Source organism: Microbacterium schleiferi (assembly GCF_015565955.1).
In the GTDB taxonomy this organism is placed as follows: domain Bacteria; phylum Actinomycetota; class Actinomycetes; order Actinomycetales; family Microbacteriaceae; genus Microbacterium; species Microbacterium schleiferi_A.
On record NZ_CP064760.1, the window covers coordinates 1,754,331 to 1,779,280 of the forward strand.

General features: G+C 67.1%; 23 protein-coding genes, 1 tRNA gene and 1 pseudogene. 8 read left to right on the forward strand and 17 right to left on the reverse strand.

The features are described from left to right. A complete protein-coding gene (gene lepA, locus IT882_RS08365; RefSeq protein ID WP_418887741.1) occupies positions 1–1,884 on the reverse strand; it encodes a translation elongation factor 4 in 1,884 nt (627 codons plus the stop codon). Positions 1,885–1,958: 74 nt separating this feature from the next. Here lepA and IT882_RS08370 point away from each other — a divergent pair, with 74 nt between their 5' ends. Together IT882_RS08370 and rpsT are read left to right on the forward strand one after the other, a co-directional pair. Continuing rightward, positions 1,959–2,684 (forward strand): alpha/beta fold hydrolase, encoded by a 726-nt coding sequence (locus IT882_RS08370; RefSeq protein ID WP_195691517.1) that lies wholly within the window; start codon positions 1,959–1,961, stop codon positions 2,682–2,684. Between the two features lie 106 nt (positions 2,685–2,790). Beyond that, on the forward strand, positions 2,791–3,051 hold the full coding sequence (gene rpsT / locus IT882_RS08375) for a 30S ribosomal protein S20 (protein ID WP_195691518.1): 261 nt from the start codon (positions 2,791–2,793) through the stop codon (positions 3,049–3,051). A gap of 57 nt (positions 3,052–3,108) precedes the next feature. On the opposite strand, the gene holA is transcribed toward rpsT, so the two are convergent. The 5 genes from holA to IT882_RS08400 form a co-directional block, all read right to left on the reverse strand. Next, the gene (gene holA, locus IT882_RS08380) at positions 3,109–4,050 is read right to left on the reverse strand and encodes a DNA polymerase III subunit delta (protein ID WP_229382000.1); all 942 of its coding nucleotides are present in this window, start codon (positions 4,048–4,050) and stop codon (positions 3,109–3,111) included. Next, positions 3,963–6,548, reverse strand: coding sequence for a ComEC/Rec2 family competence protein (locus IT882_RS08385; protein WP_229382001.1), 2,586 nt, complete (start codon positions 6,546–6,548; stop codon positions 3,963–3,965). Before IT882_RS08385 ends, holA begins: the two co-directional genes overlap by 88 nt. Positions 6,549–6,561: 13 nt before the next feature. Beyond that, a complete protein-coding gene (locus IT882_RS08390) occupies positions 6,562–7,140 on the reverse strand; it encodes a ComEA family DNA-binding protein (RefSeq protein ID WP_195691520.1) in 579 nt (192 codons plus the stop codon). 92 nt (positions 7,141–7,232) lie between these two features. After that, positions 7,233–9,803 carry a leucine--tRNA ligase gene (leuS, locus tag IT882_RS08395; RefSeq protein ID WP_195694218.1) on the reverse strand — a complete coding sequence of 857 codons (2,571 nt, stop codon included), beginning with the start codon at positions 9,801–9,803 and terminating at the stop codon, positions 7,233–7,235. Between the two features lie 80 nt (positions 9,804–9,883). Next, a complete protein-coding gene (locus IT882_RS08400; RefSeq protein ID WP_195691521.1) occupies positions 9,884–11,236 on the reverse strand; it encodes an anthranilate synthase component I family protein in 1,353 nt (450 codons plus the stop codon). Positions 11,237–11,278: 42 nt separating this feature from the next. On the opposite strand from IT882_RS08400, the gene IT882_RS08405 reads away from it, so the two are divergent. The 3 genes from IT882_RS08405 to IT882_RS08415 are packed head-to-tail and all read left to right on the forward strand — an operon-like array spanning position 11,279 to position 13,756. Then, complete coding sequence (locus IT882_RS08405; RefSeq protein ID WP_195691522.1) at positions 11,279–11,980, forward strand: DedA family protein; 702 nt, start codon at positions 11,279–11,281, stop codon at positions 11,978–11,980. 39 nt (positions 11,981–12,019) lie between these two features. Beyond that, a complete protein-coding gene (locus IT882_RS08410; RefSeq protein WP_195694220.1) occupies positions 12,020–13,021 on the forward strand; it encodes an App1 family protein in 1,002 nt (333 codons plus the stop codon). A gap of 9 nt (positions 13,022–13,030) precedes the next feature. Next, positions 13,031–13,756 (forward strand): SOS response-associated peptidase, encoded by a 726-nt coding sequence (locus IT882_RS08415; RefSeq protein ID WP_195691523.1) that lies wholly within the window; start codon positions 13,031–13,033, stop codon positions 13,754–13,756. 7 nt (positions 13,757–13,763) lie between these two features. Here IT882_RS08415 and IT882_RS08420 read toward each other — a convergent pair whose 3' ends face one another. Further along, positions 13,764–15,044: a glycoside hydrolase family 3 N-terminal domain-containing protein gene (locus tag IT882_RS08420; RefSeq protein ID WP_195694478.1), complete on the reverse strand. Its 1,281-nt coding sequence runs from the start codon at positions 15,042–15,044 to the stop codon at positions 13,764–13,766. Positions 15,045–15,086: 42 nt separating this feature from the next. On the opposite strand from IT882_RS08420, the gene IT882_RS08425 reads away from it, so the two are divergent. After that, positions 15,087–16,379: a M15 family metallopeptidase gene (locus tag IT882_RS08425; RefSeq protein ID WP_229382002.1), complete on the forward strand. Its 1,293-nt coding sequence runs from the start codon at positions 15,087–15,089 to the stop codon at positions 16,377–16,379. Positions 16,380–16,436: 57 nt separating this feature from the next. On the opposite strand, the gene IT882_RS08430 is transcribed toward IT882_RS08425, so the two are convergent. Further along, a complete protein-coding gene (locus IT882_RS08430) occupies positions 16,437–16,883 on the reverse strand; it encodes a DUF6069 family protein (protein ID WP_195691525.1) in 447 nt (148 codons plus the stop codon). 103 nt (positions 16,884–16,986) lie between these two features. On the opposite strand from IT882_RS08430, the gene IT882_RS08435 reads away from it, so the two are divergent. Next, positions 16,987–17,595: a TetR/AcrR family transcriptional regulator gene (locus tag IT882_RS08435; RefSeq protein ID WP_195691526.1), complete on the forward strand. Its 609-nt coding sequence runs from the start codon at positions 16,987–16,989 to the stop codon at positions 17,593–17,595. Positions 17,596–17,730: 135 nt separating this feature from the next. Further along, the gene (locus tag IT882_RS08440) at positions 17,731–18,393 is read left to right on the forward strand and encodes a dimethylsulfonioproprionate lyase family protein (protein WP_195691527.1); all 663 of its coding nucleotides are present in this window, start codon (positions 17,731–17,733) and stop codon (positions 18,391–18,393) included. A 72-nt stretch (positions 18,394–18,465) separates the two neighbouring features. On the opposite strand, the gene IT882_RS08445 is transcribed toward IT882_RS08440, so the two are convergent. The 9 genes and pseudogenes from IT882_RS08445 to rpmA form a co-directional block, all read right to left on the reverse strand. Beyond that, positions 18,466–18,541, reverse strand: a tRNA-Ala gene (locus tag IT882_RS08445). 76 nt (positions 18,542–18,617) lie between these two features. After that, complete coding sequence (rsfS, locus tag IT882_RS08450) at positions 18,618–18,968, reverse strand: ribosome silencing factor (RefSeq protein WP_418887788.1); 351 nt, start codon at positions 18,966–18,968, stop codon at positions 18,618–18,620. 73 nt (positions 18,969–19,041) lie between these two features. After that, a complete protein-coding gene (locus tag IT882_RS08455; protein WP_229382003.1) occupies positions 19,042–19,749 on the reverse strand; it encodes a hypothetical protein in 708 nt (235 codons plus the stop codon). 334 nt (positions 19,750–20,083) lie between these two features. After that, positions 20,084–20,680 carry a nicotinate-nucleotide adenylyltransferase gene (gene nadD, locus IT882_RS08460; protein ID WP_195691529.1) on the reverse strand — a complete coding sequence of 199 codons (597 nt, stop codon included), beginning with the start codon at positions 20,678–20,680 and terminating at the stop codon, positions 20,084–20,086. Between the two features lie 7 nt (positions 20,681–20,687). Continuing rightward, positions 20,688–20,912 (reverse strand): hypothetical protein, encoded by a 225-nt coding sequence (locus tag IT882_RS08465; RefSeq protein WP_195691530.1) that lies wholly within the window; start codon positions 20,910–20,912, stop codon positions 20,688–20,690. A 51-nt stretch (positions 20,913–20,963) separates the two neighbouring features. Continuing rightward, positions 20,964–22,244 (reverse strand): glutamate-5-semialdehyde dehydrogenase, encoded by a 1,281-nt coding sequence (locus IT882_RS08470; RefSeq protein WP_195691531.1) that lies wholly within the window; start codon positions 22,242–22,244, stop codon positions 20,964–20,966. A 10-nt stretch (positions 22,245–22,254) separates the two neighbouring features. Then, positions 22,255–23,082: a glutamate 5-kinase gene (gene proB / locus IT882_RS08475; RefSeq protein ID WP_195691532.1), complete on the reverse strand. Its 828-nt coding sequence runs from the start codon at positions 23,080–23,082 to the stop codon at positions 22,255–22,257. Beyond that, positions 23,079–24,586, reverse strand: a pseudogene (gene obgE / locus IT882_RS08480) (GTPase ObgE). Before obgE ends, proB begins: the two are co-directional and overlap by 4 nt. A 95-nt stretch (positions 24,587–24,681) precedes the next feature. Continuing rightward, on the reverse strand, positions 24,682–24,939 hold the full coding sequence (gene rpmA / locus IT882_RS08485; RefSeq protein ID WP_195691533.1) for a 50S ribosomal protein L27: 258 nt from the start codon (positions 24,937–24,939) through the stop codon (positions 24,682–24,684). Positions 24,940–24,950: the final 11 nt, after the last annotated feature.

Below are 24,950 nucleotides of genomic sequence, written 5' to 3' on the forward strand. Positions count from 1 at the left end.
CTACTTCTCTTTGCCCTCGACGTCGCCCGAGAGCGCGGCGATGAACGCTTCCTGGGGCACCTCGACGCGGCCGACCATCTTCATGCGCTTCTTGCCCTCTTTCTGCTTCTCGAGGAGCTTGCGCTTGCGGGTGATGTCACCGCCGTAGCACTTTGCCAGCACGTCCTTGCGAATCGCGCGGATGTTCTCGCGGGCGATGATCCGCGCTCCGATGGCAGCCTGGATGGGCACCTCGAACTGCTGGCGCGGGATGAGCTTGCGCAACCGCTCGGTCATCAAGGTCCCGTATCCGTAGGCCTTGTCGCGGTGGACGATCGAGCTGAAGGCATCCACTTTCTCGCCCTGCAGCAGGATGTCGACCTTCACGAGGTCGGCGGTCTGCGAGCCCGCAGGCTCGTAGTCGAGGCTCGCGTACCCCTGCGTCTTGGACTTCAGCTGGTCGAAGAAGTCGAAGACGATCTCACCGAGCGGCATGTTGTAGCGCAGCTCGACGCGGTCTTCGCTCAGGTAGTCCATGCCCAGCAGCGAACCACGCCGGGACTGGCACAGCTCCATGACGGTGCCGACGTAGTCCTTCGGAAGGAGGATGCCGACCTTCACGACCGGCTCCGAGACCTCAGCGACGCGCCCGTCCGGGTACTCGCTCGGGTTCGTGACCGTCACGGTCTCGCCGGTATCGGTCGTGACGGTGTAGGTGACCGACGGAGCGGTGGTGATGAGGTCGAGATCGAACTCGCGAGAGAGGCGCTCGGTGATGATCTCGAGGTGGAGCAGACCCAGGAATCCGCAGCGGAAGCCGAAGCCCAGCGCGACGGAGGTCTCCGGCTCGTACTGCAGCGAGGCATCCGAGAGCTTGAGCTTGTCGAGCGCTTCGCGCAGGTCGCCGTAGTCACTGCCGTCGATGGGATAGATACCCGAGAAGACCATCGGTTTGGGGTCTGTGTAGCCGGCCAGGGCCTCTGCGGCGGGCTTGCGCTGGTTGGTGATGGTGTCGCCGACCTTCGACTGGCGCACATCCTTGACGCCCGTGATGAGGTAGCCCACCTCACCGACGCCGAGCCCCTTCGTGGGCGTCGGTTCGGGACTGGAGACGCCGATCTCGAGCAGGTCATGGGTAGCGCGCGTCGACATCATCTGGATGCGCTCGCGCGGCTCGAGCTTGCCATCGACCATCCGCACGTAGGTCACGACACCGCGATAGGCGTCGTACACCGAGTCGAAGATCATGGCGCGAGCCGGAGCGTCAGCGTCACCCGTGGGTGCGGGAATCTCGGCGACGAGGCGGTTGAGCAGCTCTTCCACTCCCTGCCCGGTCTTGCCGCTGACCCGCAACACGTCGGCCGGGTCGCCGCCGATGAGGCTCGCGAGCTCGGCAGCATACTTCTCGGGGTCGGCCGCGGGCAGGTCGATCTTGTTGAGCACCGGGATGATGTGCAGATCGTTTTCGAGCGCCAGGTAGAGGTTCGCAAGGGTCTGCGCCTCGATGCCCTGCGCGGCATCCACGAGGAGGATCGCACCCTCACACGCCGCGAGCGACCGCGAGACCTCGTAGGTGAAGTCCACGTGTCCTGGCGTGTCGATCATGTTGAGCGCGAACGTCCCGGAATCCGTCTGCCACGGCATTCGCACGGCCTGGCTCTTGATCGTGATCCCGCGCTCGCGCTCGATGTCCATGCGGTCGAGGTACTGGGCGCGCATGTCGCGGTCGGAGACCACGCCGGTGATCTGCAGCATCCGGTCGGCCAGCGTCGACTTGCCGTGGTCGATGTGCGCGATGATGCAGAAGTTGCGGATCTGCGCGGGCGGCGTGGCGGCCGGCTGCAGCGGCGTGGAGGCACGGGGGACATATCCGCACGATTCTACCGGCGCCCGCGCCCTCTCCACCGCCCGTCGCGAGACCGCCCCCGGTCGTTGAGCGAGCGAAGCGAGACGAAACGACGCGTCGTATCCTCAAACGCATGGCGGTCGCAGTGGTTTTCGTTCACGGCATCCGCACGTCACGAACGATGTGGCGGGCACAAGAGCACTACCTGACCGAGCGAGGGAACCCGGTGACGGCCGTCGACCTTCCCGGGCATGGATCGCGCATGAGCGAGACGTTCTCGCTCGAGGGCGCCTTTGCGACGATCGATGACGCCGTCCGCACCGCCGCGGATGAACACGGCACGGTGCTGCTGGTTGCCCATTCCATGGGTGGGCTGCTGTCGATTGAGTACGCGGGCCAGGAGGACCCCCCTCCGATCGCGGGCTTCATCGCTGCATCCTGTACGGCAATTCCGCGCGGCGCCGCCCTACAGACCTATCGACTCCTCGCCCGCGGGTTCGACTCGCTGCCCGATCGCGGGGCCTGGCTCAGCGAACGAGTGCTGGATGCCACCCTGCCGCCGGAAACACGGGCTGACTTCGGCGCGGGCGGCTACGCGCTCGACGCTCAAGACACCGCCCTGCGAAGTCTGTCGGTGCTGGATCTGCTGTCGGCACTGGGCCGCATCGAGGTCCCGCTGTGGTTCGTGAACGGACAGTTCGACCAGCTGCGCGTCAACGAACGCCTGTTCACGCGCGTCGCATCGGATGCGGAGCTGATCGTCGTTCCGCGGACGAGTCACCTGGTTACCGCCATGAGGCCGCGAGTGTTCAACGCCGTCCTCAACCTCGCGCTCACGACCATCGAGCAGACCTGGTAGACTCGCTGATTGGCTTGTGTGTGGGTTTTACCCTCACGATCGCTGGTGGACGCCCCTCTCTCGTCGCCGGCAGTCCATCCATCACTCGAACGAAAGACGTCTCCACGTGGCGAACATCAAGTCGCAGATCAAGCGCAACAAGACCAACGAGAAGGCTCACGAGCGTAACAAGGCCGTGAAGAGCGCACTCAAGACCGAGGTGCGCCGCACCCGCGAGGCCGTAGCCGCAGGCGACAAGGCCGCCGCCGAGAAGGCTCTGGCCTCGGCGACGAAGAAGCTCGACAAGGCCGTCAGCAAGGGCGTCATCCACGCCAACCAGGCTGCGAACCGCAAGTCGGCGATCTCGAAGCAGGTTGCAGCTCTCTGAGCCTCACACGTCATGCAAAGCCCGCCCTTCGGGGCGGGCTTTGTCGTTTGCGGATGCTCAGCTGCCGAACTCGCTGCGCGTCGCGACGATCGTCACGAGACGCTCGAGCGCGAAGATGGGGTCCCGCGACGCACCCTTGACCTCGGCATCCGCTCGCGCCGCCGCCTGAATCGCGCGCCCGAGTGACTCCTCGTTCCATCCCGCCAGATCACGACGGGCGCGGTCGACCTGCCAATCCTTGACGCCGATCCGCGCGGCGATCGCCGCGGAGGACTCGCGGAGGCCAGCGACGCGGGCCATGGTCCGCAACTTGGACGCGATCGCGGCCACGAGCGGCACCGGGTCAGCTCCACTTGCCAGCGCGTGTCGGAGCGTGATCAGCGCCTCGCCGTACCGTCCGGCGATCGCGGTATCGGCGACGGCGAAGGCTGTTGTCTCGACTCTGCCGCCGTAGTAGCGCCGGACGATGTCGTCGGTGACGTCGCCGTCGACATCGGCGATGAGCTGTTGGCACGCCGCGGCAAGCTCGGTGAGGTCGTCGGAGAACGCCGAGACGAGCGCGCGAAGGGCCGGCGGGGCGATCCGCTTGTTCACGGCGGCGAACTCGGCCGCCGCGAAGTCGTAACGGTCGCTGTCGCGCTTGATCGCCGGGCAGGCGATCTCAATGGCATCGGCCTTGCCGCTGCGGACCGCGTCCAGGAGCTTCTTTCCCCGCACCGACGCGCCGGTGTGTCGCAACACCACGGTTGCGCCGTCCTGGGGCGCCTCCAGGTACGCGAGGGCTTCGGTGAGGAACGGGTCGGACGCCTTCTCGACACCGAAGACGCGCACCAGCCGCGGCTCACCGAACAGCGAGGGTGAAGTGACGGTCAGCAAGGTTCCCGCGACGTAGTCATCGGCGCGCAGGTCGGTCACCTCGACAGCGGGGTCTTCGGCGCGGACATAGTCGCGGAGGCTCGCAATCGCGCGCTCGGCGCACACATCCTCGGGGCCGGACACCAGCACGATCGGCGCGGGCCGGGGGTCACGCCACGGCACCTGCCTGATCGCCGACTTCGAGGGACTCGATCGACGGGGTGCGGCCATGCCGAAAGCCTATCCGCCACCGTCGACAGGAGCCGTCCGCTCTCGCCACAGCGACAGAGCGTCACCCTCCCCACAACCGCGACAACACCGTCTTCGTCGGTGCGCCCGATCGCCGTGCCCTGGAGCATCGTCAGCGCCAGTGCGGTCGGGTGACCGTACGTGTTGTCGGCTCCGACCCCGATCAGAGCGATCCTCGGCGCGATCTGGTCGTACAGCCCGGGGTCCTGATCGGCGCTGCCGTGGTGCGAGACCTTGACCACCTCGACGCCACCGCGGATGCTGGCCCGCAGCATCCGTTGCGGATCGGCCGAGAGATCGCCGAGGAAGAGCGAGCGTGGGACGCCGCCACCCTCGATGCTCACGGTCACCGACGAGTCGTTCCCCGGCGCAAACGGAGACCCCAGGCGTGGCCAGAGCACGCTCCAGCGTGCCCGTCCGAGCAGTCCCGTCATCCCCTGTTCAGCCGACACCACCTGCGCCCCCGCGGAGCCGAGCTCTGCCAGCAGACGCTCGTCGGCGATGCCGTCGGTCGGTCCGTGCAGCACGGTGTCTACGCGTCCGATCACCGCCTCGCTGCCCCCGACGTGGTCCTTGTCGAAGTGGGTGAGCACGAGCAGGTCGACGCGTGCGACACCGACGCGGTCCAGGCACGCACTCACCAGTGCCGGATCGTGACCGGTGTCGATCAACGCAATCGCCCGGTCGCTGCGCACGAGCACCGCATCCCCCTGGCCCACGTCGCACATCAGGATCGACCAGTCCTCAGGGATTCCCCACCGTTGACTGATCGTGGTCGCCACGACTGTGCAGCCCCAGATCGTCACGACCCCCGCGAGCAGAATCGCCGACCCCCGCCTGATGCGCGCTGATAGTCCCTCGGGCCCGGGCAGCGCGACCGCGAGGGCGACGAGGACGCCCACAAGCGCGAGCACGGCGGCGCCGAGGACACCTGCTATCCAGGGGACGCGTGCAAACGGCAACGAACTCGCGACATCGGCAATGCCCGCGATCCACGCTGCAGGAATCCACGCGAGAGCAGCCAGACCGCTCTGCAGCACCGGGATGGGGGCGCAGAGGCAGGCGGCAAGTCCCAGCACCGTGGCCACGGGGGCTGCCGGTGCCGCAAGCAGGTTCGCCGGTACGCCCCAGAGCGGCACGGACGGATCAATCAGAACCAGTAGCGGTCCGCAGGCCAGTTGCGCCGCGAGCGGCACCGAGAGGGCGAGCGCGAGCGGTGCCGGCATGACACGCGCTAACCCGGACGCGAGCGGGCGCGCGAGCGTAAGCAGCGCACCGGTGGCGGCCACTGACAGCGCGAACCCGAGTGAGCCGGACAACCAGGGGTCCAGGAGTAACAGCAGCACGACGGCGCCGCTCAACAGGGCGACGCCGGCCCCGGTGCGTCCCAGCAGAACGGCGAGCATTGCGATGCCGGCCATCGTCGCCGCGCGCACGACGCTCGGTTCGGGAGTGACGAGGATGACGAACCCGACGAGCGCGCCGACACCGGCGAGCACCCGGACGCGCCGCCCGGTGCGCAGAACTGTTGCAAGTCCGAAGGCGATACCGACGACGAGCGCACAGTTGGCGCCCGATACCGCGGTGAGGTGCGAGAGCGAGGACGCCTTCATGTCGGCATCCGTCTGCACGCTCACAGCAGAGGTGTCGCCGACCGCCAGCCCGGGAAGGAGTCCTCCCCCACCGCCGGGCAGACCCTCCGCCGCGCCGACCAGTGACTGCCGCAGATCTGCGGTGACCCGAAGGATCCCCGTCGGAGGCTCACGGACGTCGGTCTCGAGCGCCATGACCTGCACGACAGCGCGATCACCGGGATACGCCGGGCGCGTGTTTCCGGTGACACGAATGAGTGCGCCCACATCGAGCTCCGAGGTCAGCTGGTCTCTCGAGACCCGCACGGTGGCATCGGTCCACCCGCTGATCGGTTCTCCCTCCGGTCCGAGGAGGCGGACTACCGCGTCGAAAGCGCGCTGGCCTCCGGGGCGGGGCTCGACCTTGCCCGTAACCGTCGCCTCCACCTCGACCACGCGAGAGACGTCTCCGAATGCGTCGCGGGCAGCTTCCCGCGCCGGCTGCGCGAGAGCGACGTGGAGGGCGACCGCGGCACCCGCGGCGAAAGCCACCGTCATGACCGCGAAGAGTGCGGCGAGCGTTCCGGCGCCCATTCGGGTGTGCGGCTGCTCTGTCCGGGACAATCCCGAGCTCTGGATGACCTCAGACCGTCGCGAGAGCACGACGAGCACAGCTCCACCGCCCACAGCCGCGATCGCGAGGACACCCGCGAGCATGGGCGCCAGACCAGGTTGGTTCACGACCGCGTACGCTGCCGCCCAGCTCACCGCGGCCGCCGGTACCAGCCGCGCAGTGCGCCACCCCAGGCTCTGGTTCGCCACTGCCCTTCCCCGCTCAGACTGTCACGAGGTCACGAAGAGACTCGAGCATCTTCGGCCCGATCCCCGACACCGACAGCAGGTCATCGACACTCGCGAACCGACCGTTGGCGTCCCGCCATTCGATGATGCGACCGGCGATCGCCGGGCCCACCCCGGGCAGCGTGTCGAGCGCCGCCTGATCCGCGGTGTTCAGATTCACCCGCCCATCGGCCGCCACACCGGCCGGACCCACCGGCGCGGCCTCCCCAACCCGCGGCACCACGAGCTGCTCGCCATCTGAGACGGGGCGCGCAAGATTCACCCCTGCCGCGTCGGCGTCGTCGGCAAGCCCGCCCGCAGCTGCCACGGCATCCACGACCCGGGCATCCGGATGCAGGACGTACAGTCCCGGCGCGTGCACCGCGCCCGACACATGCACGTAGAGCGAGGCGGATGCCGATGCGACCGTCACAGGCGCGGGCGTCAGCGACTGCGTGGCAACGGAGCCGCGGACGACCCCGACAACGACCGCGACCGCAAGACCACCGAGAGCGAGGACGATGACCGCACCAACGCCCCACCGTCGACGATCATCGCGCGCAAGCCCACCCACACCGCGACGCTACGACCGGGACGCGTCACCGTCGGGACCGCACCATCCCGGCCGGGGCAAGAAGCCGCGACCGGGACGGTGGGGAGGAAACCTCAGTGCGTGCTGAAGCTGACGACCTTGGGAGCCCGAACGATGGCCCGCGTGATCTCGCGGCCGGCGAGCGAACGCACCACCCGCTCGTCGGCGCGCGCCAGAGCTTCGAGGTCGGCGCCGTCGATCTTGGCTGACACCTCGAGGGTCGCCCGAACCTTGCCATCGATCTGAACGACAGCCGTGACCGTGTCTTCGACCAACAAGGTGGGATCGGCCTGTCGCCACCCGGCGAGTCCGACGAACGGCTCGTAGCCGAGCGCTTCCCACATTTCTTCCGCAGTGTGGGGGGCGAACAGGTCAAGCACCATGGCGACGGCCTCGGCGGCTTCCCGAACAGCCGGGTCCGCGGGCCCGGCGCCCGAGTCGATCGTCTTGCGGATCGCGTTGACCAGCTCCATGAGCCGCGCCACGACGACGTTGAACTTCGTCTGCTCGATGAGGCCCGGCGCCTCGGCCCACAGCCGATGAGTGATGCGCCGCAGCGCGACGTCACCCTCGGCCCAGACGACATCGCGTTCGCTGGTCACGTCCTGCGCGACGCGCCAGGCGCGTGAGAGGAACTTCTGGGCGCCCGTCGTCGAGACATCATCCCAGTCTTTGTCGTCTTCAACCGGGCCGGCAAAGGCAAGCGCCACACGAAGGGCGTCGGCGCCGTGCGTCGCGAGCTCTTCGTGGAACAGCACGAGATTGCCCTTGCTCTTGGACATCTTCGAGCCGCCCAGGATCACCATGCCCTGATTGATGAGGCTCGAGAACGGCTCGGTGAAGTCCACCAGGCCCATGTCGAAGAGGACCTTGGTGATGAACCGCGCATAAAGCAAGTGCAAGATCGCGTGCTCGACACCGCCGATGTAGAAATCGACCGGCGCCCACCGCTGTGCTTCCGCCGAATCGAAGGCGACAGTGTCGCTGCCGGGCGAGAGGAAGCGCAGGAAGTACCACGAGCTGTCGACGAACGTATCCATCGTGTCGGGGTCACGGAGGGCGGCTTCGCCGGTCTCGGGGTCCGTGGTCGCCATCCACTCCGAGACAGCGCCCAGCGGTGAGGTTCCCTTCGGTGCCAGATCCAGTCCGTGCGCGTCGGGAAGACGCACAGGCAACTGATCTTCCGGGACGGGCACGATGCGACCGTCCTCGGTGTGGACCATGGGGATCGGCGTGCCCCAGAAGCGCTGGCGTGAGATGAGCCAGTCACGCAGGCGATACGACTTGGAGGCACGGCCCGTGCCCGCTGCAGTGAGCTGCTCCGTGATCCGGGCTATTGCGTTGCGCTTGCTCAGACCGTCGAGCGATCCGGAGTTGATCAGCCGCCCCTCGCCGGTGAGGGCGACGCCGGTCTTTGCCGGATCAATCGACTCGATGTCGTCTGCGTCGTCGGCGATGGGGCCGTCCTCGCCGATCACCGGAATTGCCCCGGTCGCCGGCGCCGTCGTGTCCACGACGACGCGTATCGGCAGGTCGAACGCTCGCGCGAAATCGAGGTCGCGCTGATCGTGTGCCGGCACGGCCATCACCGCACCGTGGCCGTAGTCGGCCAGCACGTAGTCGGCAGCCCAGATCGGCAGCCGCTCACCGTTGATGGGGTTGATCGCGTAGCGATCCAGGAACACACCGGTCTTCGGGCGGTCCGTGTTCTGACGCTCGATCTCGGTTTGCTTCTGGACGGTCTCGAGATACGCCTGGAAATCCGACTGGACCGCCTGCGACGACCCGGATGCCAGTTCAGCAGCCAGATCACTGTCGGGGGCGACGACCATGAACGTCGCGCCGTAGAGCGTGTCGGGGCGGGTGGAGAAGACCGTGACCTTCTCGGCACGGCCCTCGATCTCGAAATCGATGTCGGCGCCCACGGAGCGACCGATCCAGTTGCGCTGCATCTGGATGACCTTGTGTGGCCAGAACCCCTCAAGTTGGTTCAGGTCGTCAAGCAACCGGTCGGCGTAGTCGGTAATGCGGAAGTACCACTGCGTGAGCTTCTTCTTGACAACCTCGGCGCCGCACCGCTCGCAGTGTCCGTCGACGACCTGCTCGTTGGCGAGCACCGTCTGGTCGACCGGACACCAGTTGACCGGGCTCTCTTTGCGGTAGGCAAGCCCCCGCTCGAAGAGCTGCTGGAAGAGCCACTGATTCCAGTGGTAATACTCGGGATCGCTCGTGTGGAGAACGCGATTCCAGTCGAAGGAGACCCCGTAGGAGCGGAAGCCGGCCTTCTGCTGGTCGATGTTCGCGTACGTCCACTCCTTCGGATCGGCGCCCCGCTTGATGGCGGCGTTCTCAGCAGGAAGACCGAAGGAATCCCACCCGATCGGGTTGAGAACGTTGTAGCCGCGGTGGCGCCACGCCCGAGCGACGATGTCGGAGTAGAGGTAGTTCTCGGCGTGCCCCATGTGCAGATCGCCGGACGGATACGGGAACATCGCAAGCACATACTTGCGTGGACGCGTATCGTCGGCGCCCCCGGCCCGGAAGGGGTCCGCAGCAGCCCACCGTTCCTGCCACGTGGCCTGGATCGTCTGCGGGTCATACCCGCCGTCGGGACCGTGGGCGGCAGGGGTGTCGGTCGGGGCGATTTGACTCACGTAACGGGTACCAATCGGGATGCAGGGAGGGCGCGCGAAAGCGCACCATCCAGGCTACCGGATGCCTGGATTCACGCGGTCGGACCAGCGTCGACCCAACCCTGCGGAACTGACGCCCCGAGAGCTGCGAGCGGTCCGCGCGCTTTCACCACGACCTCGGCGACTTCTGCCGGCGGATGCGAGAGCCACGTGATTCCGCCGCCCGCGCCGACGTACGCGTGGTCACGTTCGATGACGATCGACCGGATGACCATCGCCAGATCCAGGTCTCCCTCAGGCGAGATCCAGCCGAAGCATCCGGCGAAGACCCCGCGAGGTGCCCCCTCGAGCCGGTGCAAGAGCGACATCGCTGACAGCTTCGGCGCGCCGGTCATACTTCCGGCGGGGAAGGTCGCCGCGAGAAGGTCTGACACCCGAAGACCCGGGATGAGGTCACCAGCCACCGTGCTGACCAGCTGGTGCACTGCCGGATAGGACTCGACCTCGAACAGCCGCTCAACTGTGACGGTCCCGGTCTGGCAGATCCGCGAGAGGTCGTTGCGCATGAGATCGACGATCATGACGTTCTCGGCCCGCTCCTTGATATCCGAGCGGAGGTCCGCGGCAAGGTCGGCATCTGTTCCGGCATCCGCGGACCGGGGGCGCGTGCCCTTGATCGGATGCGTCCGCACCCGCCCGCGCTCGACCTCGAGGAACTGCTCGGGACTCGCGCTGAGCAGCGTGCGACCAGAGATCCGCACGAACCCGCCGTGATGAGCGCTGAGCCCCCGTCGGAGGCGGCGGTAGGCAGCGACCGCGTCGACAGCCCCCGATACCGTGAATCGCGTCGTGAGGCACAGCTGGTAGGCGTTGCCCTGGCGAATCTGCTCGCGGCATTCGTCGATGAGAGCCGCGTACGTCGACGCGTCGTGGCGCGCGGATGCCTGGACCGGCGTCGGGTCCGCAATACCACCGAGCTGCGGGAGCTCGCGGAGCTCTGCCGCTAACGCCGTCGCGTCCAGCAACGCGGCGGCCGCGCCGGGCAGTCCCGCGGCTGAAAAGACCGTGACGCGAGAGGTCGCGTGGTCGAACTCGACGACGGCGAGCACCCGCATCCACCGCGCTCCCCCATCCGCGCTCGGAAAGGACGGCGCCCCAGCCCGCCGCGCACCGCCTTCGTACCCGAACCAGCCCACCCACCCACCGGGACGGGGGCCGCGCTCGCGCGATGGCTCGGCGGAATCACCGCTGCCTCCGTTGAGGGTGACCTGATCGATCTCGTCGGGAGATACCGGCTCGCCGACACCGACCCAGCTGCGGCCGGATGCCGCTTCGGGTCCGGCATCCAGCCAGAACGCGTTCTCGTGGCACTCGGCCCAGCCGCAGAAGACCCGTTCCGGGTCGAGCCACGACCTCAGCGGAACGATCGACGGCGGCGTGGTCACGCCTCACAGGCTAAACGGTGCAGGCGGCTCTACGCTTCAAGAATGAACGAGTGGCTGACGTGGCTGCTGGACACGGTGCAGGGCGTTGATCCCGTGGTCCGCACTCTCTTCGCCGGCCTCGCGATCATGCTGGAAACGAGCGTGCTCGTGGGACTGGTCGTTCCCGGAGACACTGTCGTGATCATCGCCGGCACCGCCGTCGCGAGCCCCTGGGAGGGGGTGGCGCTGGGCGTTGCGGTCGTGATCGGAGCCCTGATCGGCGAGAGCATCGGATTCTGGCTGGGGCGATTCCTGGGTCCACGCATCCGGTATTCACGCCTCGGCGCTCGGATCGGGGAACGCGCGTGGATCCGAGCCGAACTGTATGTCAGCCGGCGCGGCGGCATCGCGATCTTCCTCAGTCGGTTCTTGCCCGTCCTGCACTCCCTCGTGCCGCTGACGGTCGGGATGACGGGATATGCGTACCGACGATTTCTTGCCTGGACGGCGCCCGCCTGCATCCTGTGGGCAGCGATCTATGTCTCGGTTTCCTCGGCAGCGGCGGGAACCTACCGCGACCTCGCCGACAGCGCCCACTACGCGGGCTACATCTTCGTCGCTGCGATCGCCGTCTTCATCCTCGCCATCTTCGTCGGCAAGAAGGTGTTGCAGCGTCTGGAGCGCCGACACATGGAGACGGATGACGAGAGCGGCCTGACCGGTGGGGCTCCGCGGAACCGCACCGTCGATGACATGACAGACTGAACGGGTGCCCGGACCGGAGGAAACCACCGCGCCCCAAAGATCCTGTGGCTCGCACGGCTTGAGCGTCGCTTCCACACCTGGCGGGAGCGACGCGCCCGTGCGCGCGGGCACACCCCGACCGTCACCCCGTTCGCGGGCTACGGCGGCGACGGCTGGATCCGCGTCCTCGGACGTGTGCTCATCGTTCCGCCACGAAAGCCGCGCGGCGGAGGCGAGTACGAGTCAGTCCGCGGCTGGCGCAGTTTTCTCGCGGTGCCGGTCGGTTTCGCCCGTGTCGAGATCACCGTCGCGGGAACCACCCACACGGTGACGGCCGATCGGGGTGGCGTCGTGGATGTCGTCCTCGACGTTTCGCTCGACCCTGGCTGGCAGACGTTCACCATGACCGTGGAAGGCAGCAAAGCCGTCGAGTCCCGCGTCTTCGTGGTCGCACCCGACGCGCGCTTCGGCATCGTTTCTGATGTCGATGACACCGTCATGGTCACCGCCCTGCCTCGTCCGCTTCTGGCGGCGTGGAACTCCTTCGTTGTCGACGAACACGCCAGACAGCCTGTTCCCGGGATGGCGGTTCTTCTTGAGCGGCTCGCGCGCGAGCATCCGGGCAGCCCCGTCGTCTACCTATCGACCGGGGCGTGGAACGTCGCACCGACACTGGTCCGCTTCATGCGACGGCACCTTTTTCCGCCCGGAGCGCTGCTGTTGACGGACTGGGGCCCCACCCACGACCGCTGGTTCCGAAGCGGTCGTGCTCACAAGGAGCACAGCCTTCAGCGCCTCGCCGAGGAGTTTCCCGACATCCGCTGGTTGCTCGTGGGCGACGACGGGCAGCACGACGACGCGATCTACACCGCGTTCGCCAGTGAGAACCCGGGCCACGTCGCAGGTGTCGCGATTCGCCGCCTCTCCCCCGCCGAGGCTGTCCTCGCCGGTGGCCGGACCGCGGTGAACGACCACTCCGCGGCCGAGGTACCGTGGGTGACCGCATCGGATGGCGCGGGCCTGCTCGACCGACTCCAGGCCGCTGGGGTAGCCCGCGCGTAGGCTGGCCGCATGTGCGGACGTTTCGTGGTGGCACGTGTCGGGACCGAACTCGTCGGGATGCTGCGGGTCGATCTCGTGGGCGATGATGTGCCCGCTCCGTCGTTCAATGTCGCGCCAACCGACAAGGCTGCGATCGTGCTGGATTCAGCGAAGTCCGAACCCCCGGTCAGGCGGCTCGAGCCGGCCCGGTGGGGACTCGTCCCGGGGTGGGCGAAGGACCTGTCGATCGGAGCGCGCGCATTCAATGCACGCTCGGAAGAACTCGAGGACAAGCCGATGTTTCGCGCCGCACTCGAAAAGCGCCGCGCGATCGTCCCCGTAACGGGCTACTACGAATGGCATCGCACCGATGCCGGAAAGACGCCGTACTTCATCCACCCTGCGGCCGGTGACCCGCTACTGTTCGCGGGACTGTACGAGTGGTGGAAGGATCCCTCGAAACCCACGGATGCCGACGATCGGTGGGTGCTGTCGTTCACGATCCTCACTCGCGCGTCATCCGGCGGGCTGGGCTCGATCCATGACCGGATGCCGGTGTTCATGGATCCCGATCATGCTGACGCGTGGCTGGACCCGACGGTCGACTATCCCCGAGACATCCTGGATGCTGCGGTCGACGCTGCAGCCACGGTCGCCGACACCCTGGAGGCGTACCCCGTCAGCGCGGCGGTGGGAAATGTCCGTAACAACTCCCCCGCTCTGATCGACCCCGTGCCTGGGCCGCCGATTCCATAGCTGCGCGTTACGACGCGGGCGTGCACGACGAGCACGGCACGAGTCCGCGACCTGCGGCAGCCGTCTGCAGTCGAAGAGTCATCACACGCACCGCGGCCTCGTCCAGCCGCTCTGCGGGTAGGGCGCCCGACTCGACGGCCGCGACAATGCCCTCCGTCAGGCGCGCTGCGGTCTGGGAGTTCGTCCCCAGCACCGAAAGCAGCATGTCGTTGCCCGCAGCCAGAGCCGCAACTGCATTGGCAACGGGATCCTGATATTCGAGCAGGCCTGACGCTTCCAGCATCCCGAGGTCGTCGGTGATCGCGACGCCGTCGAAGCCGAGATCCTCCCGCGCGATCCGGTGCCACTCGCTCGACAGCGTCGCCGGACTGTCGTCGATCGACGTGTAGGCGAGGTGACCGAACATGAGCAGCGGAGCTCCCGCATCAATTCCCGCGGCGAAAGGGACGGCATCCGTTTGCCGCCACTGGTCGAAGCTCTCGGTCGTGGACGGGATGCCCCGGTGCGAGTCTCCGGGTGCCGCGCCATGACCCGGGAAGTGCTTGAGAGTCGAGAGAGCTTCGGGTTCCTCGCCGGAGACGGCCGCCGCAACGTGGGACGCGCCGCTCTCGGGGGTGGTTCCGAGCGCTCGACGATAGATGAACATCCCGGTGTCTTCGGTGATGTCGGCGACGATGCCGAAGTTCACGGAGATGCCCGCTCGCTGTACGAGCGCGCCGCGTCCCGCAAAGGCAAGCTCGGTGGCCTCGGGCGGCTCACTCTTCAGGGTCACCGACGACGGGAAGTCGTCCCACGGGAGGCGCGAGACGTCGCCGCCTTCCTGGTCGATACCCAGGAGCGGCGGGACGGCAGGATCGACCGTCAGTGCCGCGGTGATCTCACGCAACCGGTCCTCGGTGCCGGGAATGTTCGCGCCCATGAGAATGAACCCGCCGACCCCGGTGGTCGTCATGTAGTCGCGGAGCGCAGCAGGGTCGGTGGTCGGGATGTGCCCCATGATCACACTCGCGGCGCGCTCCGTCAGGCTCATTGCCGCAACGGCCGCGGTGGCGCGCGCCGCAATGTCCTCGGGGGTACCAGTCATCACCACGACCTCCCCTGCCGGCGGTTGCGTCCCCCCGGAGTCGGGGCTCGCGGCATCCGCAGCCGGAGCGGCTCCCAGAGCCCCCAGCAGGAGAGCAGCGGCCGCCGCCGCCGAAGCGAGACTCCCGCGCGTCAGGCGCGTGAGCGCACCAGAACGCTCTCCGCGGATTCCCGCGTCGACGCGGTAGCGACGTTCCGAACTCACGAGTTCACGGTACCCGCTCCTGCGCGCACTACCCTTGTCCCTATGGGGGCGAACCGCAAAGACCGCGCGATTGCGCGTCGGACGTTCCTCGGCTTTGCGGCGGTGTTCACCACGGCCGGCGTCGTCGGGACGATCACGACCGACAATGCGAAGGCGCGCGCGGCGTTCGATGACGCGCTCGAGAACTGGATCGCCTCCGGAGACGCAGTCGACGAGACGGCTTCCGCATTCACGACTGCCCAGACCGATGCCGTTGCTGCCGCAGCTGAAGGGTCGAAGGTTGTCGAGGTCACGAACCCCGAGATGATCGACGACTCCGCCACCCTCGATGCCCTGCGAGCGTCGCTGGACGCCCTCGTTGCGGCGGGACTGTTGACGATCGTCGCGCCGGGCGAGGTGACATCTGAAACGACCGCGCCGGATCCGCGATCCACACCCGAGGCCCCCGAAGGACGGGACGCGCAGCGCGCGGAAGCACAGAAGCTCGCTACGGATACGGCTCGCCTCACCGAGGAGGCTCAGGCGACAGAGACCTCGACTGCCGATCTTGAAGCAGCCACTGCCACTGCCCTCGCAGACATCGACGCCGTTGTCACCTCGGCGGCCAATCATGGCTCAGCAGCCGAGGCGCCAAGCCTCGCCTCGCAGGAAACGAAGGACGCGTACGCGGCAGCGGTCGCGGCGCTCACCGACCCGGCTTCAGGGACCGCGTCGGCACGGATCAGTTCCTACCAGCAGACGTGGACCGCCGCCCAGGATTCCCACGCAGCGGCCGAGGCAGCGCAAGCACGCGGCAACACCAGCGGCGGTGACGACGACATTCAGCCGACGTACATCAACGGCATCCTCATCGCCAACAAGACCTACCGCCTCCCGAGTTGGTACGGGAACGGACTCACCGGCGACACCCTCGCCGCGTTCGAGCGGATGAGGGCCGAAGCGGCATCTCTCGGACACAACCTGTGGATCGCCAGCGGGTTCCGCTCCTACTCGACGCAGGTAAAGGTCTACAACAGCTACGCCTCACGGGACGGCTCTGCCGCGGCTGACCGCTACTCCGCTCGCCCCGGACACAGCGAGCACCAGTCAGGGCTGGCGTTCGACCTCAACACCATCACAGAGGCCTTCGGGTACACCCCCGAGGGCCAGTGGGTGGCAGCAAACGCGCATCGCTTCGGTTTCATCGTTCGCTATCCGCAGGGCAAAGAAGGCTCGACCGGATACATCTGGGAACCCTGGCACCTGCGCTACCTCGGAGTCGATACCGCCACGGCGGTCTACAACAGCGGCCTGTCGCTGGAGGAATACCTGGGTATCACCTCGGTGTACAGCTGATCCCTCTCACCCGCGAGGACCGCGAGTCTGCGATGGCGAGGTTCGCGCCTATCGACCTCAGCGGGTCTGCAGCACCGGGCTGGCCAAGACATACGCGGGGACCGCGCACCCAACCACGACGACGTGCATGAGCATGAGCGCCACGACTGCCTGAACGTTGGTGCCCGGAATGAACCCCAGCGCCAGCAGAAGCAGGTCGGGAATCAGCGACGCGATGAGCACCACCGGGATGAGAATCTGCAGAGTGCGTCGCGGGTTTCGCGCGCGATTGCGCACGAGGTTCCACCCCACCCATCCCACGACGACGCCGAGCACCGTGAATAGGGCCTGAACGGGCAGCGAGAGCGGACTGTAGCCGGCCGGAGCGCCCATGGCCGTGGCAGCCAGAGCTATGGCCGCATTCAGGGCGACCGCGAGAACGATCGCACCAGCGAGCAGCAGAACGGTTCGTGGCTTGGAGGTGGTTGCGCGGTCCGAGCGCGCTGATGCGGGCTGAGCGGTCATGGCGTCTCCTGTCGTCAAGCGAACCGTTGTCGTCATAATTACGGTTCCCAGTGGTATCGCTATTAATACGATACCGCTGAGAACCGCAATATACAATCGGTCCATGCTGCAGCGCGAAGGTTCCGGAACGGTCGGACGGCCGCGTGACCCCGAAGTTGAGCGCGGCATCCTCGAGGCGACGCAGGATCTGTTGATTGAGAACGGGTACCCGGGAACCACGATCGCTGCCGTCGCAGCTCGCGCACGCTGCGGCAAGTCCGCCATTTACCGGCGGTGGGACTCCAAGCCCGAACTCGTTGTCGCAGCGGTAAAAGCCGTACAACAGCCGACGGAGTTGCCAGACACCGGCGACCTGCGCAGCGACCTCCTCGCTGCTGCCATGCACTTCGCAGATTCCGGCGATCGGTCAGCTGCCGTCCTCGCTCGTGTTCTCAGCGAGATCGGTCGCGATCGCGAGCTCCAAAAGGTTGCCCATCGTGTGATCGGTGGGCCCCCGGTCGCCGCTCTCATTGCCGTGATCGAGCGCTGGATCGCCCGAGGCATCGTTGCCCCCGATGTGCACGTTGACGTGGTTGCCGGCATCGTGCCGACCGCTGCATTCGGGGCTGTCACGCTCACTCAACGAAGCCTCGAGCCCAAAGCGATCACGGAGCTCATCGATGTCGTCGTGCTTCCCGCACTGTTGTGCACGGACCGCGCCGTTGCGGGCTGAATACTGACCACCGCGCACTCGATCAGCTCCGCGAGGACCGTCATTTGTGCGGGGTCCTCTCTAGGAGTCAGACTGGATGACGGATCCGCGCACGCGCCGCGGTCTCCGTCGCGAACTGACGAAGGAACGATAGGCATGGCGATGTCGCGTCTGCGGGACCACCCGGACCTGAGCTACACGATCAGCGATTTCGACGCGCTCTACCGATTCGGCTCCGCTGGCGGAAGCCGTCCGATCCGGACGCACATGCGCCGCGTACGCGAGACGATCACCGATGTCATCGAGGAAAACCCAGAAGTCATCGACCGCGAACCAACCCACCTGCCCGTGGTCAATCATCTCGGTCGGACACTGGACCTGGGCTCGCGTGGCGACCTGGGCATGCTCAGTGATTCGCTGCGCAGGATCTCTGGCCATCTGACGTGGGAGCACGGCTACGAGAAGGTGCCGCGCGGCCTGTCGAAGAAGTATGGCTACTGCGAGATCGTCGGCCCGCGCGGACCGGTGGTCACCGACCGCATCATTCTTGGGCTGGTGCTCTTCGCGCCGGACACCGTCTACCCCCAGCACCACCACCAGGGGATCCAGGAATCCTACGTGGCGATCGCCGGCGAATGGTCGGAGAACGACGGCGCAGTGCACGCTCCGGGGTCGCTGATCCTCAACGAAGCAGGCCACGAACACCGCATCACGACAGGACGGCAGTCCCCCTGCCTCCTGGCCTACGCCTGGATCGGTCCAGCCGAACGGCTGACGACCCCGGCAATGCGCTTCTCGTCACGGCGACGCGCCAGCTGAGCACCAGGCTGAGGCGCGGCCGGTGACCGAGGCAAGACCGCGCTGACGCTGCTGATGCGAACAACGAACTTTTGGTGGACCTGAGGGGACTCGAACCCCTGACCCCCTGCATGCCATGCAGGTGCGCTACCAGCTGCGCCACAGGCCCGGATGCTGCCCCGAGAGGCAACTAGAACAGATTACTACATCGGCGGGCGGCAGCCGAACCGAGCCAGCATCTGCGATCAGTCGGCGATAGCCTCAGCGGGCCGATCAATGGGAACGACCGGGCAGTCCTTCCAGAGTCGCTCGAGGCCGTAGAAGGCACGCTCCTGCTCATGGAAGACATGCACAACGAGGTCACCGAAGTCGATCAGAATCCACCGCGACTCCTGGCGTCCTTCGCGGCGAAGGCGCTTGTGGCCTGCTTCGAGCAGTTTCTCTTCGATCTCGTCTGCGATCGCAGCGACGTTGCGCTCGCTACGTCCCGTCGCCAGCAGGAAAATGTCAACGAGCGGAAGCGGCTCCGAGACATCCAGCGCCACGAGATCCTCGGCACCCGTCGCCTCGGCGGCAGCAGCGGCGATCGCGAGCATCTGCTTCGATACGTCTGAAGCCGTCACGCGCCCACTCCCCCGCTTACGTGAGCAATCCGATCCGCGTGATATGTCACGAGAACACCCCCGTCGCAAACGCGAGGATGAGCACGCCGACCAGCGCCAGCGCGAGAACACCGGCAGTGATCGCCAGCGTCAGCATGAGCCTCGACCCCTTTTCGGGTGCCGGCGGCTTGATGATCTCCGCGGTGGTCTTGACCGTGCTGATCGCAGCGCTGGCCGCGATCGGCGTCGGAGAGGAGTGCTGCGGTAGCTCACCGTCAGCGAATGTGGCGTCGATGTCGAGGCCTTCAGACGTGCCAGGCATCTGGCCGGTTGTCGCGAACAGGTCGGGCAATGCCAAGCTCCCGGTCACGAGGACTTCGCCCGTCGCGTTGACCGGTGCGGTGATGCCCTGGGGGGGCGAGTCCGTCACGATCAGCGCGCTGCCGGTGCCCGTCGAGCCCGCGGACGGACGGGAGATGAGCTGGTCGAAACTCGGACGCGGGTCGGGCTCGGGTGCCATGCCGGCGAGCAGCGCTGAACCCAGCTGCGGGCTGACGATTCCGCGCTCAACAGGTTCGTCCGATGCCAACCCCGCGGCAGCCTGGGAGATCGGATGCTCCTCCGGTGATGCCGGCGGAACGGAAACGAATGGTGCGCGGTGGTCGCCGTCGGGCCCGGTGACAGCCACGGCATCGGTGTTGCCGGTGCGCTCGCGGGCACGCCGACGGGTGAGCGGTGCCCCCTCTGCTGCGGGCGACGGCTCGGGCTCGGTCACCCGCGCAGAATCGTCTGCGGCCGCGGTCGTGTCGGCAGCCGGATCCTGATCCGTATCGGTGACGGCGGCGCTCGGCGTGGCACCGTCGGCGTCGCTGGTCGGCTCACCGCTGTCGGTATCGTCGGCGGGTTCCTCGGTGGCAGGCGACTGCGCAGCATCCGCGGACTCTGCGACCTCTCCCGTCGCCGCGACATCGGTCGCAGGCTCGGGCGCTCCCTCCTGCGCGGGGGCATCACCGGGGTGCCTTCGGGCGTCAGGATCGGCGTTGCGCCCGTGCTGCGGAGCTCCCGAAGCTGCCGACGCGTCAACGGCTGGTTCGGTTGCTGCTCATTCGTCATTCGTTGCTCCGATACAGATGGTGCTTCGCAATGTATTGGACGACTCCGTCGGGAACCAGGTACCACACGGGGTGTCCCGCACGAACTCGTTCACGACAGTCCGTCGACGAGATCGCCAGCGCGGGGATCTCCAATTGACTCACGTCCTCGACGGGAAGCCCGTCGGTGTTCAGAACGTGGCCGGGTCGAGAGACGGCGACAAAATGCGCCAACTCCCACAGTTCATCATGATTTCTCCAGCTGAGGATCTGCGTGATGGCATCCGCGCCGGTGATGAAGTACAGATCAGCGTCCGGATTGAGTCGCTGCAGGTCCCGCAGGGTGTCGATCGTGTAGGTGGGGCCCTGCCGGTCGATATCCACACGGCTCACCGAGAAGCGCGGGTTGGATGCCGTCGCGATCACCGTCATCAGATACCGATGCTCGGACTCCGTGACATCGTGCTTCTGCCACGGCTTCCCGGTGGGAACGAACACGACCTCGTCGAGTCCGAAGGAGTCGGCAACTTCGCTTGCCGCGACCAGGTGACCGTGGTGGATGGGATCGAACGTCCCGCCCATCACCCCGATTCGGCGTGCTCGTGCTGCCGACATCGGATGCCTAGTGGCCGTGCCCCGATCGCTGAAGTTCGGCCGCGTGGGTCTTCGCGTACGCCTCAGCCTTGTGCGCGTGGCGGTTGGCGACGTTGCGGTACGACGCGGTCACGAGCGCCAGGAGTCCGAAGACTGCCAGCGCGATGAAGCCGAAGATGACGGTCTCCAATGCCACGTTGCCGTGGTGCTCCGACTCTTCTGCGGCGAAGGCGAGAAGCGAGACGAGGGTCATTGAAACTCCGTTCGTGGCTGCGGCGACAAGTGCGCCTACCCAGCTTAGCTCTCAGCCGCGCACCTGACCGGCACCGCGCACCAGCCACTTCGTGCTGGTGAGCTCCGGGAGCCCCATCGGCCCGCGAGCGTGAAGCTTCTGCGTCGAGATGCCGACCTCCGCGCCAAAGCCGAACTCGCCGCCGTCGGTGAACCGCGTCGAGGAGTTGACCATGACCACCGCGGAATCGACTTCGGCGAGGAACCTCTCAGCAGCGGCCGGGTCATCGGTGATGATCGACTCGGTGTGCTGCGACGAGTAGCTGCGGATGTGCTCGATCGCGGCATCCAGATCGTCGACGACACGGATGGCGATATCGAGGCTCAGATACTCGGTAGCCCAGTCTTCGGGCGTGGCCGGAACGACGCCCTCCGCCCGCGCGGCGACATCGGGGTCGCCGTGGACGGTGACGCCGGCGTCGTGGAGCGCCGTGACCAGGTCGGGAATGAGGCGATCAGCGGCACCCCGATGCACCAGGACGGTTTCGACGGCATTGCAGACGCTCGGGCGCTGTGCCTTGGCGTTGACGACGATATCGAGAGCCCACTCCGCTCGAGCGCTCTCATCCAACACGATGTGGACAAGGCCGGCTCCGGTCTCGATGACCGGAACCGTCGACTCGGTCACGACGGTCTCGATGAGCTGCGCGCTTCCCCGCGGCACAAGAACGTCGATAAGGCCTCGCGCCTGCATCATGGCACGGGCGCCGTCGCGACCGAAGTCGTCTACGGTCTGGATGGCTTCAGGATCGACTCCGACACTCTCGAGAGCTGCCTGCATGCTTGCGATGAGCGCCCGGTTGCTGTGCTCGGCCGCCGAGCCTCCGCGCAGCACGACAGCGTTGCCGGAGCGAAGCGCAAGCGCCGCGATGTCGACGGTCACGTTCGGTCGGGCTTCGTAGATCGAGCCGACCACCCCGAACGGCACCGCGACCTTCGTGAGCTCGAGACCGTTCTCGAGTCGCCGTTCGTCCAGAACGCGACCGACGGGATCGGGCAGCTCAGCGACCTCGCGCACGGCCACGGCGAGTGCACTGACCCGGGCGGGGTCCAAACGCAGCCGGTCTTGGAGCGCTTCCGAAAGGCCCGTCTCCCGCCCGCGCTGCAGGTCTGTCGCGTTGGCCTGGACGATCAGGTCGGTGTCAGCTTCGAGTCGCGCGGCGACGGCACGCAGCATGTCGCCCTTGCGCTCTGCGGAGAGCAGACCCACCGTACGCGCGGCGCGCTTTGCGCGCTCCATACGCTCGCGAGCGCCGGTGACGGCATCCGTCGGTGAGATGAGGGCGGTTGACATGACCGCCAGCCTACCGATCGACGGCGATGGGGCCGGTGAGAGCAGACGCAACCGGATGCGGGTTCGGAGCGAACCACGTTCCGATCTTCTCGCCCCGCAAGGCTTCGTCGACGCGGTCGGCGCTGGTCACCAGCACGCCCACACCGGCGGCGGCTGCGAGCCGTGCCGCTGAGACCTTCGTCGCGGCGCCGCCCGTGCCCACGCTGTTGACGACCACCGAGCCGAACTGGAAACCGTGCAGGTCATCTCCGGGCTCCACCCGGTCGATGGGAGTTGCGCCGGGCTCATCGGGCGGACGGGTGTAGAGGGCCTCGATGTCGCTGAGCAGGACGAGGGCATCGGCACCCACGAGCTGTGCCACCAGAGCAGCGAGCCTGTCGTTGTCTCCGAATCGGATCTCGTGCGTTGCGACGGTGTCGTTCTCGTTGACGATCGGGAGGATCCGCAATCCCAGAAGGCGCTCCATGGCTCGGCGCGCGTTGGACCGGGGCGTCGCATTCTCGAGGTCGCCGGCGGTCAGCAGCACCTGGCCGGCGAGGATGCCGAACCGGTCGAGGCTGGTCTGATACCGCCACATGAGCACGTTCTGACCGACAGCTGCCGATGCCTGCTGCGTCGCAAGGTCATCCGGGCGACCTTCGAGCTTCAGGAGCGGGAGCGCCGTCGCGATCGCGCCCGAAGACACGAGGACGACCTCGGTGTCTCGACCGTGCGCGGCGGCAATCGCGGCGACGATCGCGTCGATGCGCCACGCGTGCTCACCGCTGATCGAGGATGAACCGACCTTGACGACAACCCGTCGGCAGCCGAGAAGGCCTTCGCGCTCGGTCACAGTCACTGCTCGTCGTCCTCCGCCTCACTCCTGGTTGCCAGCCGCTCGGCTTCGAGCTCCTGTCGAGCCTCTGCCTTCGCATCCATCCGCTCGTGGTAGCGCTCGCGCCGCTCCGCGGTCGTGCGCCGTGGGTTCTGGTCGAGCCGGGGATCCGTTCCTCGTGGCGCGGTCATCAGCTCCGCGACCGAGCTGAGCGAGGGCTGCCAGTCGAAGATGACACCGTCATCCCCCCGATGACCACCGTTGCGCCGGGCGTTGCTCCGAGGCGGTACAGCTCGTCTTCGACGCCGAGCTTCTCGAGCCGGTCGGCGAGGTATCCCACGGCTTCGTCGTTTTGGAAGTCGGTCTGCTGGACCCACCGCACGGGCTTGCCTCCGAGGATCCGGTAGAGCGGACCGTAGGTACCGCCCTCGACGCGGACCGAGAAGTCCTGTTCGGCACCGCGCGGACGGATGACCACACGCTCCGGGCGGGGCGTCTCGGCCTGGGCGATACGGTGCTCGGCGACGATGGATGCCAGCGCGAAACTCAGTTCGCGAAGGCCGGAGCGGCTGACGGTCGAGATCTCGAAGACGCGGTAGCCGCGTGCCTCGAGGTCCGGGCGGACGAGGTCGGCGAGGTCCCTCGCTTCGGGCACATCGACCTTGTTCAGCGCGACGACCTGCGGGCGCTCGAGCAACGGCGTCTGTCCCTCAGGAACGGGATACGCGGCCAACTCGGCGAGGATCACGTCGAGGTCGCTGAGCGGGTCGCGGCCGGGGTCGAGCGTCGCGCAGTCCAGGACGTGCACGAGCGCGGTGCAGCGCTCGACATGCCTCAGGAACTCCAGGCCAAGTCCGCGACCGCTGCTGGCTCCCTCGATCAGACCCGGAACGTCGGCGACGGTGAAGCGCACGTCTCCGGCTTCGACGACACCGAGATTCGGGTGGAGCGTGGTGAACGGGTAGTCAGCGATCTTCGGGCGCGCTGCAGAGATCGCAGCGATCAAACTCGACTTCCCGGCAGAAGGGAAACCGACCAGCGCAACATCGGCGACCGTCTTGAGCTCGAGGACGACATCGCCCTCCCAGCCCGGAGTACCGAGCAGGGCGAAACCGGGAGCCTTACGCTTGGGAGACGCCAGTGACGCGTTTCCGAGACCACCCAGGCCGCCGGGCGCCACGACGTAGCGCATGCCGGGCTCGATGAGGTCAACCAGGACCTCGCCCTCGGTGTCCTTCACGACGGTGCCGAGCGGAACCGGAAGCTCGATGGACTCACCAGCCGCGCCTGAGCGGTTATCGCCCATTCCGAATCCACCGTTGCCGCTCGATCGATGCGGCGAATGGTGGTACGACAGCAGCGTCGTCGCCTGCGGGTCAGCGACCAGCACGATATCGCCACCATGCCCGCCGTTGCCTCCGTCGGGGCCGGCGAGCGGCTTGAATTTCTCACGGCGGACTGAGACGCATCCGTTGCCACCCTTGCCCGCACGAAGGTGCAGGGTGACGCGGTCTACGAAAGTGACCATGCGCTTTCTCCTGTCTTCGGTTGATGATGCGGGCCGGATGACGGGAAGGGGCGAGCCGAAGCCCGCCCCTTCCGAAAACTGATGTCAGCTGCAGATCACTCCGCGGCGGCCACCACATTGACGACCTTGCGGCCGCCCTTGTTGCCGAACTCGACAGCGCCAGCCGACAGCGCGAAGAGCGTGTCGTCTCCGCCGCGACCGACGTTGGCGCCGGGGTGGAAGTGCGTGCCGCGCTGACGGACGAGAATCTCGCCGGCGTTGACGACCTGGCCGCCGAAACGCTTCACGCCCAGTCGCTGGGCGTTGGAGTCACGACCGTTACGGGTAGAGCTTGCGCCCTTCTTGTGTGCCATTGCTGCGCCTC